Raw genomic sequence first — 13,934 nt, 5'->3', positions numbered from 1 at the left:
CAATGTTTGACCTTATTCTCGGATACCTCACGATCGGCCTCGTCAACGGCTCCTTCTATGCCCTCTTGAGCCTCGGGCTGGCCTTGATCTTCGGCCTCCTGAACGTGCTGAACATGACGCATGGAGCGCTCTATATGATGGGCGCTTTCGCCGCCTTCGCAGCCGTCGAAATTCTCGGCGTCGGCTATCTGCCGGCGCTGGCGATTGCGACCGTGGGTGTTGGGGTCGTCGGGATCGTCATCGAGAGGCTCCTCCTGAGCCAGACATATTCCCTCGACCCGCTTTACGGCTTCATGCTCACCTTCGGCCTTGCGACTGCAATCCAAGGCACCTTCCAGGTGCGTTTCGGCTCGACCGGCCTGCCGTTCTCGGCACCGGACTGGCTTTCAGGCGGCGTCGATCTCGGCTTGTCTTTTTGCCGGTCTATCGCATCTGGGTGGTCGGCGTTTCGCTGGTCGTCTGCCTGATCGTATGGCTGGCGATCGAACGCACCAAGGTTGGTGCGATACTGCGAGCCGTCTCGGAAAACGGGATGATTGCCGACGCACTCGGAATCCGGGTGCCGCGCGTGCGAACCGTGGCCTTCGGTTTCGGAGCGGCACTGGCGGGATTGGCTGGCGCTCTCGCGGCGTCGGTCTACCAGGTGAGTCCCTTGATGGGCGAAGATCTGCTGCTGGTCGTCTTCGCCATCATTATTGTCGGCGGAATGGGATCGATCGGCGGAACCCTGGTTGCAAGCTATTGCCTTGCACTGATCGAGAGCCTGACCCAGGCCCTTTATCCGCAGGCGTCGAGCTTCGTCATTTTTGCGTTCATGTGTATTCTTCTGATGGTGCGTCCCCAGGGCTTGTTCGGGCTTTCCGTGATCAAGCGCCATGAGTTTCGCGCAGCAAGATTGCCTGGCGGCGATGGTGAGATAGCATTCCATCTGCCGCTCGCCGGCAGAATGGCGTTCGTCGGCGTTGCCATCGTCGCGCTGGTATTGCTGCCGGTGGCGATCTACCCGATCCACCTCGTCAAGATTGCATGCCTGGCGATCTTTGCAGCTTCATTCAATTTCCTGATCGGTTTCGTCGGCATCGTCTCGTTCGGACAGGCGGCGCTGTTCGGTACCGGCGCCTATGTCACGGCCCATGCCATGAAGGTATGGATGCTGTCACCTGAAGTCGCGCTGCTGCTCGGCGTCGCGTCTGCGCTCGTTCTCGGACTGGCGATGGGAGCCCTCGCGATACGCCGATCGGGGATCTATCAGGCGATGATCACGCTGGCGATCGCGCAGATGGTCTATTTCGTCTATGCGCAAGCGCCCTTTACCCACGGCGATGACGGTATCCAATCGGTTCCTCGCGGTATACTTTTCGGCCTTGTCGATCTGAGCGATGACAGGGCGGTCTACGGCCTTGCCGTGATCGCTCTCGTGGTCGTCTTTTGGGGCATGCGATGGCTGCTGTCCTCGCGCCTGGGAATGATTCTGGTCGCGATCCGCGACGACGAGCGTCGCGCCCTGTCGCTCGGCTACAACGTCTACCGCTATAAGCTCGGCGCTTTTGCGATTGCGGCTGCAGGCGCCGGCCTGGCCGGCTCGATCAGCGCGATCGCGTTCCAGCTCGCAACCCTCTCTGGCGCCCATTGGCAGCTTTCCGGCGAAGCCGTCCTGATGGCGCTCGTTGGCGGTATAGGCACACTGTCCGGCCCAATCGTGGGCGCGGCGATCGTCGCCATGATGCAGCAGATACTGGCTCCCTTCGGCGCATGGGTTCTGGTCATCCAGGGCATCGTCTTCGTGCTGTGCGTCCTTCTTTTCCGCGACGGCCTGATTTCCCACCTGGCCGGGATCCCCGGACTTCTGGGCGCGTATCGCGGCAAGGCCGACCGGACGAAAGCGTAGCAACGACTTCCTGAGATCAACAGCTCGAAATCGAGATACAAATGCCGATAGATAAACCGAACTCATCCGACAATCCCGCCGTTCTTTCCGCAATCGAGGCCGCGCAGGCTCTGCGATCGGGAATGCTCACATCTGTCGATCTCGTCACCGCCTGTCTGGATCGGATCGACCGGCGCGATGGCGATGTCCGCGCCTGGAGCCACTATGACAGAGATGCGGCGATCCTCCAGGCAAAGGCCGCCGACGCCCGCCGTGCCACCGGCGAGAAGCTTGGCCTGTTCCATGGATTACCGGTCGGTGTGAAGGACGTTTTCGATACTGCCGACATGCCATCGGAATATGGCAGCGAAATCTATCGCGGCCGACGCCCGGCTGCGGACGCGGCAGCGGTCACCCGCCTGCGCGAAGCAGGCGCGATCATCATCGGCAAGACCGCGACATCGGAATTCGGAATGTATCATCCGAGCCCGACGCGCAATCCTCTGGATCTGACACGATCGCCGGGTGTTTCGTCGGCGGGCTCCGCGGCCGCGGTCGTCGATTACATGGTGCCGCTTGCGCTTGGCACTCAGCACACCGCGTCGACGACACTTCCAGCATCATTTTGCGGTGCCTATGCTTTCAAGCCGTCGCTTGGCTTCAGCGATATGCGAGGCTCGAATATCCTTGTTCCGCGCCTCGCCCATCTGGGTTTCCTGGCACGCTCCGTCGAGGATTTGGGCTTCTTTGCAAGCGCGTTCGATCCGGATCTCGGCGATACCGGATGGAGTGACGCTCTGCCAGCTCCTAGAATGGCCTTTGTTTGCGGTCCGGCTTGGCCACTGGCCTCACAGGATGCGGCAGCAGCGCTCGAAACCCTGCTTGCCAAGGTTGCGGGCAAGGTGGGCGCGCTCAAAGAAGCAAGCCTGCCGCGTGAGTTCGACGACGCGCTGATCGTTGTCATGGGCTTGCTCGATGCGCATCTTGCCTTCCGTTTCGGCGGACTGCGCGAAGAGGACTTTTCACGTCTTTGCCCGCCGCTTCGCGCCGGCGTGGAAAACGGCCGCACCACGAGCGCACCGCGCTACCTCGAACTCGACGCGCAGGCTGATCGCCTGACGGAGCTTGCTTCGGACCTTTTTGCCGATCGCGATCTGCTGGTCACACTGTCTACTCCGGGCGAAGCAACTCGTCTCGAAGACGGGCCGGGTTCAGGAGCGATGTCCATGCCCTGGAGCCTCTGCGGCCTTCCAACCGTCTCCCTGCCGCTTCTGACCGGTGCTCACGGCCTGCCGATCGGCGTTCAACTCATCGGTCAGCATGGCCGCGACCACTACCTCCTCAAGGCGGCTTCCTGGTTCGTTTCTCGAGCCGGGCTGTAAATGTCCCCGGGCATCAGCCGTTTGAGGCAACCCTCACGGCTAAGGTTTTGAAACTTAATTTCTTCTTCATTTTGGGCCATTTGAACGCCTCGCGAAGGGGATTAGGTAACTTGGACACGGTCACTGCATTGAGAGCCGTCTTCGAGCTGTTTATCCGAGGCTAATTCGCTTTTCGGATCAGTCGGCGCATCGAGCGAAGCAAGCGCAGCCGGCGTCAGCCTTCGTCTTTTACCGATGCAAAGACCGTGCTGGCGTCGCTGACGATCGAGACATGCGAATAGGCGGCTTGGCCGGCGCCGATGGCATCGGCACGCATGATCGCCGTCACGATGACGTCGTGCTCTTCATAGGATTTGGCAAGGCGTCCCGGAAGGCGGAACTGCGCGCGGCGGAAGGGTGCCAGACGCGCTCGCGTCTGGGTCACCAGGTCATAGACGTGATCGTTGTGGGCACCGCGGTAAAGCCGCGTGTGAAAATCCGTATTGTGGGCCGCATAGTCTTCTTCGGCACCGCGACGAACGAGTTGCATCGAGGCGCGGTGTTCCGCCTCCAGCGCGTGTCGCTCATCGATCGTCATACGCTGGGCCGAAAGCCGAGCGCAGATCGCCTCGAGTTCCGCCATCGCTTCGAACATCGAATGAAGATAACGCTCGCTGACATTGGTGACGACGGCGCTGCGGTTGGGCTCGCGGCCGACGAGCCCCATGGCGCAGAGCTGCCTCAGAGCTTCGCGCACGGGTGTGCGCGATACGTCGAAGCGCGCGGCAAGCGATATTTCATCGAGCTTATCGCCAGGTGACATGACGCCGGTGACGATCATGTCGGCAATCGCCCGCACCATCTGCTCGACGGTCGTTCCTGCCCGGATGATTTCCTTGCGCCTGACTTGTTTCACGGACTCAATCTGCGTGTTGCCTGAGTGCATACAGATGTATTGTGAGAACCCGAAAGTCAAATTTGGCGGAAATCGCTCGAAAACTCACAGAAAACCAGGTCTGTGAGAAGCTTCCCCTTCGCCGCAATCGCTGTGCCGGCGCGTTTTTTAATCAGTGATTAATTTTTGACCTTTCCACATCCGAAATCTGCATACACTTTTTACATGTCGCCAATGGGAGAAAATATAATCACGTATTTTCAATTGGTTAAAATTTGGCACGGCCATTGCATACACTTTCTTGTAACCAATTTAACCGGCCCCGCGCCGCAAGGGAGCATCGCGATGACCAAACTCCTTTCCATGAACCGCCGCAACTTTCTGCAGACTTCAGCCGCCGGTGCGCTTGCCGGTCTGGTTCCCGGCCTGCTTGCTTCCCGTGCCGCCGCAGAGACGGCGCTGACCGTCGGCTTCATCTATGTCGGTCCCAAGGACGACTATGGCTACAACCAGTCACATGCCGAAGGTGCTGCCGTCGTCAAGGCGATGCCGGGTGTTACGGTCGTCGAGGAAGAGAACGTGCCGGAGACGGTCGACGTCCAGAAGACGATGGAATCGATGATCAATCTCGACGGGGCTTCGCTGATTTTCCCGACGTCCTTCGGCTATTTCGATCCACACATGCTGGCGATGGCGGCCAAATATCCGAACATCCAGTTCCGTCATTGCGGCGGCCTGTGGCAGAAGGACAAGCACCCGACGAATACCGGGTCCTACTTCGGCTATATCTTCCAGGGTCAGTATCTGAACGGCGTTACGGCCGGCTATGCGACGAAGAGCAAGAAGATCGGCTTCGTCGCCGCCAAACCCATTCCGCAGGTGCTGCAAAACATCAACGCCTTTCTGCTCGGCGCGCGCTCGGTCGATCCGGGCATCACCTGCCAGGTCATCTTCACGGGCGAATGGTCGTTGGCGGTCAAGGAAGCGGAAGCCACCAACGCACTCGTCGACCAGGGTGCCGACGTCATCACCTGCCATGTCGATAGCCCGAAGGTGGTTGTCCAGACGGCGGCCGGTCGCGGCGCATTCGTCTGCGGCTACCACGCAAACCAGAGCCCGCTCGCGCCTGAAAAATACCTGACCGGCGCCGAATGGGCGTGGGGGAATGTCTATAGCAATTTCATCAAGCAGGCTCAGGCGGGGCAGACCCTGCCGAACTTCGTCCGCGGCGGCCTGAAGGACGGCTTCGTCAAGATGAGCGCCCTTGGCCCCGGCGTGTCGGACGAAGGCCGCAAGAAATTCGAGGCGACCAAGGCCGAGATGACGGCCGGCGGCTTCTCCGTCTTCAAGGGTCCGTTGAAGGACAACAAGGGCAAGCAGGTGGTAGACAGCGGCAAGGCCTATGCCGAAGACGCAATCGAGCTGGAGAGCATGGATTATCTCGTCGAGGGCGTCGTGGGATCCACAGCCTGATCCCAAGGGAGGGAAGCGTCATGACGGTCAAGGTCGACGATCCGACAATTTCGCTTGCTGCCACCAGGCAGGCATCGCTGCGCCCGATGCTGGAATGGCTGGCGCGGCGAACCGAGCCGGTGGTCATCACGCTCGGCGGCATTCTGACCGGCCTGGCGCTCTTCTCCCTTTTCATCCTTGCGCTCGGCAAATCGCCGGCCATGCTCTACCAGCTGATGTATACCGGCGGCTTCGGCAGCTGGTTTTCCATCCAGAACAGCCTGAGCCGGGCCTCGCCGCTGCTTCTGACCGCGCTCTGCGTCGCGCTGCCGGCACGTCTCGGGCTCGTCATCATCGGTGGCGAAGGCGCGGTTGTTCTCGGCGGTGTCGCGGCAGCGGCGATCGCCCTGCCGCTCGTCGGCACGGCGCCGGTCTTCATCGTCCTGATCCTGATGGCCGCCGCCGCCTTCGTCGTTGGTGGCATCTGGATCAGCCTGGCGGGCTTGCTGCGCCATTATCGCGGCGTCAACGAGACCATTTCCTCGCTGCTGCTCGCCTATATCGCCATCGCCCTGATGAACCAGTTCGTCGAGGGGCCGCTGCGCGATCCCGCGAGCCTCAACAAGCCTTCCACCAAGCCGCTGCCGCATGACTACATGCTGGGCAATATTCCGGGCATGGACGTGCATTGGGGCCTCGTGATCGGCATCGTCGCCTGCATCCTTTCCTGGGTGCTGATCGAAATGACGAGCTTCGGCTTTGCCGCACGCATCGCCGGCGGGAATGTGCGTGCCGCCCAGATCCAGGGCCTGCCTGTCGGCAGGCTGATCGGCGAACTGACGGCGATTGCCGGCGGCTTCGCCGGTCTTGCCGGCATGGTGGAAGTCGCAGCCGTCCAGGGCAGCGCCAACGCTTCCCTTGCAGCCGGCTACGGCTATACCGGCATCCTCGTCGCCTTCCTCGCGCGGCATAATCCGCTGGCGATCATTCCCGTCGCCTTCTTTCTCGGCGGCATCGATGCCGCCGGCGGCCTGATCCAGCGGCGCATGGGCCTGCCGGACGCCACCGTTCTCGTCCTCCAGGGCACGCTCTTTATCGTGATCCTGTTCTGCGAGACCTTCTATGGCCGGTTCAGGATCTTCAATCCCGATCTCTGGAACGCCAGAGGCTTCAACAAGGGGAAGGCATGATGGAAGATACTGCCATCGGCGTCTGGGGTGTGCCGCTTGCGATCCTTGCCGGAGCGATCCGTGTCTCGACGCCCTTCATCTTCGTGAGCCTCGGGGAAACCATCACCGAACGCTCCGGCCGTATCAATCTCGGCCTCGAGGGCACGCTGGTCTTCGGCGCCATGACCGCCTACGCCGTCGACGTCATGAGCGGTTCTCCCTGGCTCGGCGTCCTCGCGGCAATGGCAACCGGTGCCGTATTCGGCAGCATCCACGGGTGGATCTGCAAGTGGCCGAAGATCAATGATATCGCGATCGGTATCGCCATGATGCAGTTCGGTCTCGGCCTTGCGTTCTTTCTCGGCAAGCCCTTCATCCAGCCGGCAGCGCCGCACCTGCCCTCGATCCCCTTCGGTTTCTGGTCGACGTTGGCGCCGGTGCGTGCGGCGCTTGATGTCAACGCGCTCTTCCTGATCGGTATCGCGCTAGCGGTGCTGTTCTGGTGGGCATTCAGGAACACGAGGATCGGCCTTATCCTCAGGGTCGTCGGCGACAGCACCGATGCCGCCCGTGCCATGGGTATCCATCCCGACCGCGTCCGGCTGATCGCAACCGCCGTTGGCGGATCGCTCGCGGCCGTGGGCGGCGCCTATCTGTCGCTCTACTATCCAGGCTCCTGGAACGAGCGCATCTCGTCCGGCCAGGGCTTGATGGCGGTGGCGCTCGTCATCTTCGCCCGGTGGAACCCGATCGGATGTTTTCTGGCGGCGCTTCTTTTCGGCGGCGCGGGCGCCCTCGGGCCGGCGCTACAGTCCGTCGGGGTCACCGAGGGTTACTATCTCTTCTACGCAGCGCCCTATGTCCTCACGCTGATCATCCTCATCGCCACATCTTCGCCGACCCGTTCGCTTGCCGGGGCCCCCGGCGCGCTTTCCCTTACGAAATGAGCATGAAAGGAGCCAAGCCATGAACGGCCTCGGCGGTTTGAACAAATCGGAACACGGTGTCGGCATAGGTCTCGTCCAGCTGCAGCTTCCTGTGACCGTCACCAGAGAAGACCTTGCCCAGCAAACGCAAGTGATCGTCGATCTCGTGGGCAAGGCGCGGCGCAATCAGCCCGGCATGGATATGGTTGTCTTCCCCGAATACGCGCTTCACGGCCTGTCGATGGATATCAATCCCGACATCATGTGCACGCTGGACGGACCCGAAGTCGACGCCTTCAAGAAAGCCTGCCACAAGAATGCGATCTGGGGCTGCTTCTCCATCATGGAGCGGAATCCCAGCGGCATGCCTTACAATTCCGGCATCGTCATCGACGACAATGGTGAATTGAAGCTCTATTATCGCAAGATGCACCCCTGGGTGCCGGTCGAGCCCTGGGAGCCCGGAAATCTCGGCATTCCCGTCATCGACGGCCCGAAGGGCGCCAAGCTGGCGCTGATCATTTGCCACGACGGCATGTTTCCCGAGATGGCGCGCGAATGCGCCTATAAGGGCGCCGAGATCATGATCCGCACGGCTGGCTACACGGCGCCGATCCGCGACAGCTGGACATTCACCAACCAGTCCAATGCCTTCTGCAACCTGATGGTGACAGCGAGCGTGTGCATGTGCGGTTCCGACGGCACCTTCGATTCCATGGGCGAAGGCATGATCTGCAATTTCGATGGTTCGATCATCGCCCACGGCACATCTGGCCGAGTCAACGAGATCATCACAGCGGAAGTGCGTCCCGATCTGGTGCGGGAGGCGCGGCTCGGCTGGGGCGTGGAGAACAACATCTACCAGTTCGGCCATCGTGGCTATGTGGCCGTCTCGGGAGGTGCGGGCGATGCGCCCTACACATACATGCATGACCTGATCGCCGGCCAATACCGCCTGCCATGGGAAGACGGGATCAAGATCACGGACGGCACGTCCTGTGGATTCGACAAGCCTGTGCGCCGCTACGGCGAGACACTCAAACCTGCCGCCGAATAGGAGAAGAAGACGATGGATGCGATGGTCGAGACCAAGGGACATTATATCGGCGCCGATCCCTATGCGTGGCCTTACAATGGTGGTCTGAGGCCGGACAACACTGCGCTCATCATCATCGACATGCAGACGGATTTCTGCGGCAAGGGCGGTTACGTTGACCACATGGGCTACGACCTGTCGCTGGTCCAGGCGCCAATCGAACCCATCAAGGCGGTGCTCTCGGCCATGCGCGCCAAGGGCTATCACATCATCCACACCCGCGAGGGCCATCGTCCCGATCTCGCCGATCTGCCGGCCAACAAGCGGTGGCGCTCGCAGCGCATCGGCGCCGGCATCGGCGACAGCGGTCCCTGCGGCCGCATTCTTGTGCGTGGCGAACCCGGCTGGGACATCATTCCCGAACTCTATCCGATCGAAGGCGAAGTAATCATCGACAAGCCGGGCAAGGGCTCGTTCTGCGCCACGGATCTCGAGCTGATCCTCAATCAGAAGCGTATAGAAAACATCATATTGGCCGGGATCACGACTGACGTCTGTGTCTCCACCACCATGCGCGAGGCGAACGACCGTGGCTTCGAATGCCTGCTCCTGGAAGACTGCTGCGGTGCGACCGATTACGGCAATCATCTCGCCGCCATCAAGATGGTGAAGATGCAGGGCGGCGTCTTCGGCTCCGTCTCTAATTCCAAGGCACTGATCGAGGCCCTGCCATGAGCCCATCGGTCCGAAATATCGTCCGCGACACACCCCTTCCGCAAGCCGGCAAGGCCGTCGGCATCGACACGCTCGACATGACGATGCGCTTCGGAAGCTTCACCGCGCTCGACGGGGTTTCCGTCAAAATTCCGGCCGGCAGCTTCCATGCCCTGCTCGGCGAAAACGGCGCCGGCAAGTCGACGCTCGTCAAATGCATCATGGGCTTCTACCACGCGACCACGGGTTCGCTCTCCGTCGATGGCCGCGAAGTGACGATCGCATCGCCGAAGGATGCCGCGACCTACGGTCTTGGCATGGTCTACCAGCATTTTACGCTGGTGCCCTCGCTGACAGGCGCTGAAAACCTGGTCATCAGCCGCGCCGAAGTGCCTTCGGTCATCAACTGGGGGAGGGAGCGCAAGGATCTCGCCGGGTTCATGGAGCACATGCCCTTCAAGATTCCACTCGACCGGCCGGTTCGCGAGCTTGCCGCAGGCGAAAAGCAGAAGCTGGAGATCGTCAAACAGCTCTATCTCGGCCGCTCCTTCCTCGTGCTTGACGAGCCGACCTCCGTGCTGACGCCGGCCGAGGCCGACGAGATGCTCGGTCTCGTGCGCGGCATGACCGAGCGCGGCGAACTCACCGTGCTGATGATCAGCCACAAGTTCCATGAGGTGACGAAATTCGCCGACGCGGTCTCGATCCTGCGGCGCGGCAAGCTGGTCGGGACGGGCAAGGTCGGCGAGCTCTCGACCTCGGACATGGCGGCGATGATGATCGGCGACGTCAAGCTTGCCGAGCTTGATACTCGGGTGCCCGTTGCCAATTCCGCAAAGCCGGTCTTGGCGGTGGAAAAGGTCAAGGCGCCGGACCGCACCGGCCTCAAGACGATCGAGATCGACAGTCTGACCGTTCGCTCCGGTGAGATCGTCGGCATTGCCGGTATCTCGGGCAACGGCCAGAAGGAACTGACGGAAATCCTTGCCGGCCAACGCCCGACTGACGCGGGCCGGGTCATGGTGAATGGTGAGATCTACGGCGCGACGCGACCGGAGACGCGCCGAAACAATGTCCGCTTCATCCCGGAAGAGCCGCTGCAGAATGCCTGCGCACCGAAGATGACGGTCAGCGAGAACCTCGCCTTCCGCACCTTCGACCTCAAGGCCGATGGCAGCCAGGCGATCTGGCTGAGTGCGACCAAGATGAAGAAGCGAGCCGCCGAATTGATTGCCGATTTCAAGGTGAAGACCGCCTCGTCCTCCTCGCCCATCGCGGCGCTTTCGGGCGGCAACGTCCAGCGCGCCGTGCTTGCACGCGAGCTGACGGGTCAGGTCGATCTCCTGATCATCTCGAACCCGTGCTTCGGCCTCGACTTCTCCGCGGTCGCCGAAATCCGCGCCCGCATCATGCGCGCCCGCAATGCTGGCGCCGCCGTACTGCTGCTCTCGGAGGACCTCGACGAATTGCTGGAAATGTCCGATCGCATCATGGTGATCTCAGAGGGCAAGCTGGTTTACGAGACGCCGGCGCTCTCGGCCGATATCGGCGTCATCGGCGCGCACATGGCGGGACATCACTGATGGTTGATATCAAGGCAGAACCTTTCGCCTTCGCGGCAAAGCCAGATGAGATCGCCTTGATCGTCATCGACATGCAGCGCGATTTCGCCGAGCTTGGCGGTTTCGGCGAAAGCCTTGGCAACGATGTCAGCCGCATCACGAAAATCGTGCCCCATGTGAAGCGGCTGATCGAAGGCTTCCGCAAGGCGGGACTGCCGGTGATCCACACGATGGAATGCCATAGGCCGGATCTTTCCGACCTGCCACCTGCCAAGCGTGACCGCGGCAATCCCTTGCTGAGGATCGGTGACGAAGGGCCGATGGGGCGTATCCTCATTGCCGGCGAGCCGGGCACGGCGATCCTTCCCGAACTGGCGCCCATCAACGATGAGGTTGTGATCGAAAAGCCGGGGAAGGGGGCCTTCTACGCCACTGATCTCGGCGACATCCTGAAACGGCGCGCCATCACCCAGCTCGTCTTCGCCGGTGTCACGACGGAAGTCTGCGTCCAGACGACCATGCGCGAGGCGAACGACCGAGGCTATGAGTGCCTGCTCGCCGAAGAGGCGACAGAGAGCTATTTCCCCGAATTCAAGGCTGCCGCCATCGCCATGATCCGCGCTCAGGGCGCGATCGTCGGCTGGACGGCGCATGTGGACGATATATTGGAGGCGATCCATGCCTGAGACCATCCGCGAACTCCTGACGTCAGGCGGTTGGAGGGAGCTGGAATTCGGGCCGTTCCGCCCCGATGTCACCATCCACTGGATCCGGCCTTTCGAAGACGATCAGCCGGGTGTGGCGCTTCTGAAATACGAGGCAGGCGCCTCGGTACCCCGCCATCGACACGAAGGGCTCGAAACCATCCTGGTGCTTGAGGGCACCCAATCCGATGAGGCCGGCGATTACGGCAAGGGCAGCTATGTGGTCAACGCGCCAGGCACCGAACATTCGGTCTGGAGCGACACCGGCTGCGTCGTGCTGATCCAATGGGACCGGCCCGTCAAAATACTGGAAGAGGAAACAGCATGAGAGCGGGACCAGCTTTCGATATCGCCTCCCTGCACGCGGCCTATGCTAATGGCCTGACCGCCGGTGGCATGATCGAAACCGTATTTGCGCGCGTCGCCGAGGTGAACGATCCCGGCATTTTCATCCACCTGGCCGATGTCAAGGGTCTGCTGGCGCAGGCCGAAGCCCTTGGCCCCTTCGACCCCGCGACCAGACCGCTCTGGGGCGTACCCTTCGCGGTCAAGGACAATATCGACGTCGCGGGCATGCCGACGACGGCTGCCTGCCCGGACTATAGCCACATGCCCGAGGCCGACGCGACGGTTGTCAAGCTGCTGAAGGAGGCGGGCGCGCTTGTCATCGGCAAGACCAATCTCGACCAGTTCGCCACCGGCCTCGTCGGTGTGCGCTCGCCTTATCCGATCCCGCGCAACGCGATTGATCCCGATCTCGTGCCGGGCGGCTCTTCTTCCGGTTCGGCGGTCGCCACTGCGCAGGGGATCGTCAGCTTCGCGCTCGGAACGGATACGGCGGGTTCGGGACGTATCCCGGCTGGGCTCAACAATATCGTCGGGCTGAAGCCTTCCGTCGGCGCGCTTTCGACGACGGGTGTGATCCCCGCCTGCCGGACGCTGGATTGCGTCTCGGTCTTTGCGCTGACGGTGGACGATGCCTGGAAGGTCTTTTCCGTGGCAGCAAAGCCCGACCCCAGCGATGCCTATTCGCGCTTGATCCCCGCGGTTGGTTTCGGTGCCGCGCCGCCAGTGCTGACCATCGGCGTTCCCGTTAAAACGGATCGGCGCTTCTTCGGCGACGACGCCATGGAGGCGGCGTATGAGGCTGCACTTGCGACGCTGTCCGGCCTCGGCCACCGGCTGGTCGAGGTGCCATTCGCCGATTTCTTTGGGGTTGCGGACCTCCTCTATGAGGGCGCCTGGGTCGCTGAGCGCTATGCCGCGGTCAAAGAATTCTTCGACGCCAGGGAAGGCAGCTTCCATCCGGTGACGCGCAAAATCTACGGCGCCGCGAAGACGCTGTCGGCCGCTGATGCCTTCAACGGCTTCTATGCACTGCAGGCCTTGAAACGCAAGCTTGCGCCCGCGATTGCCTCCGTCGATCTCTTCTGCGTCCCGACAGCACCGCGCCACTATACGCGCGCCGAGCTGGAGGCCGAACCGATCCGCGAGAATTCGCGCCTCGGCACCTACACGAATTTCGTCAATCTCCTCGACATGTGCGGCATCGCGGTGCCGACGGGGACGCGCATCGACGGTCTGCCGGCGAGCGTCACCCTGCTCGCTCCAGCCGGCCGCGATGGCCTGACCGCCTCGCTTGCTCGCGACATTCATGCGGCACGCGGGCTGACGCTCGGCGCAACCGGCCATGGTCTGCCGACTTCGCAAGCAGTCTCCCCGGTAGAGTCCAGCGGCATGATCGATCTCGTCGTCGTCGGCGCGCATCTCTCGGGCATGCCGCTGAATGGTCAGCTCCGCGACGTCGAAGCCCGCTTCTTGCGAGCAGCGCGCACGTCGTCCTCCTATCGGCTCTATGCTCTTGCCAGCCAGGTGCCGCCCAAGCCCGGCCTTGTTCGTGTCGAAGAGGGCCATGGCTCCGGCATTGACGTCGAAATCTGGCGATTGACGCCGGCGGCATTCGGTCAGTTTGTCGCCGCTATCCCGGCGCCGCTCGGCATCGGCACGATCGTTCTCGATGATGGAACCTCGGCGAAGGGCTTCCTGGCCGAACCCATTGCCCTTGGCGAAGCGACCGACATCACGGAATACGGCGGCTGGCGCGCCTACATTCAGAGAGCGGAAGCGGCAAACCGATTGGGGAGAACCAGAGCGTGACGGACCTTCTTATTGGGGGCTTGTAAGAAGGCTGCTGATTGGCCGGTACTGGAAACGGTACCGGCCGATTGGCGTCTGTCTATGGGCGGCA

General features: G+C 61.9%; 12 protein-coding genes and 1 pseudogene. 12 read left to right on the top strand and 1 reads right to left on the bottom strand.

The window, feature by feature from the left end; genetic code table 11:
• Positions 1-2 precede the first annotated feature (2 nt).
• The 3 genes and pseudogenes from DTW90_RS37670 to DTW90_RS24725 form a co-directional block, all read left to right on the top strand.
• Positions 3-856 (top strand): annotated as a pseudogene (locus DTW90_RS37670) (branched-chain amino acid ABC transporter permease); the annotation flags it as partial.
• Complete coding sequence (locus DTW90_RS38170; RefSeq protein ID WP_348642664.1) at positions 830-1,888, top strand: branched-chain amino acid ABC transporter permease; 1,059 nt, start codon at positions 830-832, stop codon at positions 1,886-1,888. The pseudogene DTW90_RS37670 and the gene DTW90_RS38170, both read left to right, overlap by 27 nt.
• A 41-nt stretch (positions 1,889-1,929) precedes the next feature.
• Positions 1,930-3,249 (top strand): amidase, encoded by a 1,320-nt coding sequence (locus DTW90_RS24725; RefSeq protein ID WP_149341634.1) that lies wholly within the window; start codon positions 1,930-1,932, stop codon positions 3,247-3,249.
• A 214-nt stretch (positions 3,250-3,463) separates the two neighbouring features.
• Here DTW90_RS24725 and DTW90_RS24720 read toward each other — a convergent pair whose 3' ends face one another.
• Positions 3,464-4,144, bottom strand: a complete 681-nt coding sequence (locus tag DTW90_RS24720; protein ID WP_149341632.1) for a GntR family transcriptional regulator — start codon at positions 4,142-4,144, stop codon at positions 3,464-3,466.
• A 324-nt stretch (positions 4,145-4,468) separates the two neighbouring features.
• Between DTW90_RS24720 and DTW90_RS24715 the strand changes: the two genes are divergently transcribed.
• From DTW90_RS24715 to atzF, 9 genes are read left to right on the top strand one after another with little or no spacing between them, the layout of a single operon-like run.
• Positions 4,469-5,596: a BMP family ABC transporter substrate-binding protein gene (locus tag DTW90_RS24715; protein ID WP_149341630.1), complete on the top strand. Its 1,128-nt coding sequence runs from the start codon at positions 4,469-4,471 to the stop codon at positions 5,594-5,596.
• Between the two features lie 20 nt (positions 5,597-5,616).
• Positions 5,617-6,765 (top strand): ABC transporter permease, encoded by a 1,149-nt coding sequence (locus DTW90_RS24710; RefSeq protein ID WP_149341628.1) that lies wholly within the window; start codon positions 5,617-5,619, stop codon positions 6,763-6,765.
• Complete coding sequence (locus DTW90_RS24705; RefSeq protein WP_149341893.1) at positions 6,765-7,691, top strand: ABC transporter permease; 927 nt, start codon at positions 6,765-6,767, stop codon at positions 7,689-7,691. Before DTW90_RS24710 ends, DTW90_RS24705 begins: the two co-directional genes overlap by 1 nt.
• 19 nt (positions 7,692-7,710) lie before the next feature.
• Entirely contained in the window at positions 7,711-8,727 is a 1,017-nt protein-coding gene (locus DTW90_RS24700) for a formamidase (RefSeq protein ID WP_149341627.1), read from the top strand.
• Between the two features lie 12 nt (positions 8,728-8,739).
• Positions 8,740-9,441, top strand: a complete 702-nt coding sequence (locus DTW90_RS24695; protein ID WP_149341625.1) for an isochorismatase family cysteine hydrolase — start codon at positions 8,740-8,742, stop codon at positions 9,439-9,441.
• Positions 9,438-11,003, top strand: coding sequence for an ABC transporter ATP-binding protein (locus DTW90_RS24690; protein ID WP_149341623.1), 1,566 nt, complete (start codon positions 9,438-9,440; stop codon positions 11,001-11,003). Before DTW90_RS24695 ends, DTW90_RS24690 begins: the two co-directional genes overlap by 4 nt.
• Positions 11,003-11,668 carry an isochorismatase family cysteine hydrolase gene (locus tag DTW90_RS24685; protein ID WP_149341621.1) on the top strand — a complete coding sequence of 222 codons (666 nt, stop codon included), beginning with the start codon at positions 11,003-11,005 and terminating at the stop codon, positions 11,666-11,668. Before DTW90_RS24690 ends, DTW90_RS24685 begins: the two co-directional genes overlap by 1 nt.
• Complete coding sequence (locus DTW90_RS24680; RefSeq protein ID WP_149341619.1) at positions 11,661-12,014, top strand: cupin domain-containing protein; 354 nt, start codon at positions 11,661-11,663, stop codon at positions 12,012-12,014. Before DTW90_RS24685 ends, DTW90_RS24680 begins: the two co-directional genes overlap by 8 nt.
• Positions 12,011-13,843: an allophanate hydrolase gene (gene atzF, locus DTW90_RS24675; RefSeq protein WP_149341617.1), complete on the top strand. Its 1,833-nt coding sequence runs from the start codon at positions 12,011-12,013 to the stop codon at positions 13,841-13,843. The genes DTW90_RS24680 and atzF overlap by 4 nt, the downstream gene beginning before the upstream one ends.
• Positions 13,844-13,934 lie beyond the last annotated feature (91 nt).

The organism is Neorhizobium sp. P12A (assembly GCF_008365395.1).
Taxonomy (GTDB): Bacteria; Pseudomonadota; Alphaproteobacteria; order Rhizobiales; family Rhizobiaceae; genus Rhizobium.
The sequence above is the reverse complement of the archived record's forward strand: the minus strand, read 5'-3'. Positions and strand labels throughout refer to the sequence as shown.

Bases quoted from the DNA above. Each gene is read 5' to 3' on its own strand.
- DTW90_RS38170 (WP_348642664.1), top strand. From the start codon at position 830: ATGGTGCGTCCCCAGGGCTTGTTCGGGCTTTCCGTGATCAAGCGCCAT.
- DTW90_RS24725 (WP_149341634.1), top strand. From the start codon at position 1,930: ATGCCGATAGATAAACCGAACTCATCCGACAATCCCGCCGTTCTTTCC.
- DTW90_RS24715 (WP_149341630.1), top strand. From the start codon at position 4,469: ATGACCAAACTCCTTTCCATGAACCGCCGCAACTTTCTGCAGACTTCA.
- DTW90_RS24710 (WP_149341628.1), top strand. From the start codon at position 5,617: ATGACGGTCAAGGTCGACGATCCGACAATTTCGCTTGCTGCCACCAGG.
- DTW90_RS24705 (WP_149341893.1), top strand. From the start codon at position 6,765: ATGGAAGATACTGCCATCGGCGTCTGGGGTGTGCCGCTTGCGATCCTT.
- DTW90_RS24700 (WP_149341627.1), top strand. From the start codon at position 7,711: ATGAACGGCCTCGGCGGTTTGAACAAATCGGAACACGGTGTCGGCATA.
- DTW90_RS24695 (WP_149341625.1), top strand. From the start codon at position 8,740: ATGGATGCGATGGTCGAGACCAAGGGACATTATATCGGCGCCGATCCC.
- DTW90_RS24690 (WP_149341623.1), top strand. From the start codon at position 9,438: ATGAGCCCATCGGTCCGAAATATCGTCCGCGACACACCCCTTCCGCAA.
- DTW90_RS24685 (WP_149341621.1), top strand. From the start codon at position 11,003: ATGGTTGATATCAAGGCAGAACCTTTCGCCTTCGCGGCAAAGCCAGAT.
- DTW90_RS24680 (WP_149341619.1), top strand. From the start codon at position 11,661: ATGCCTGAGACCATCCGCGAACTCCTGACGTCAGGCGGTTGGAGGGAG.
- atzF (WP_149341617.1), top strand. From the start codon at position 12,011: ATGAGAGCGGGACCAGCTTTCGATATCGCCTCCCTGCACGCGGCCTAT.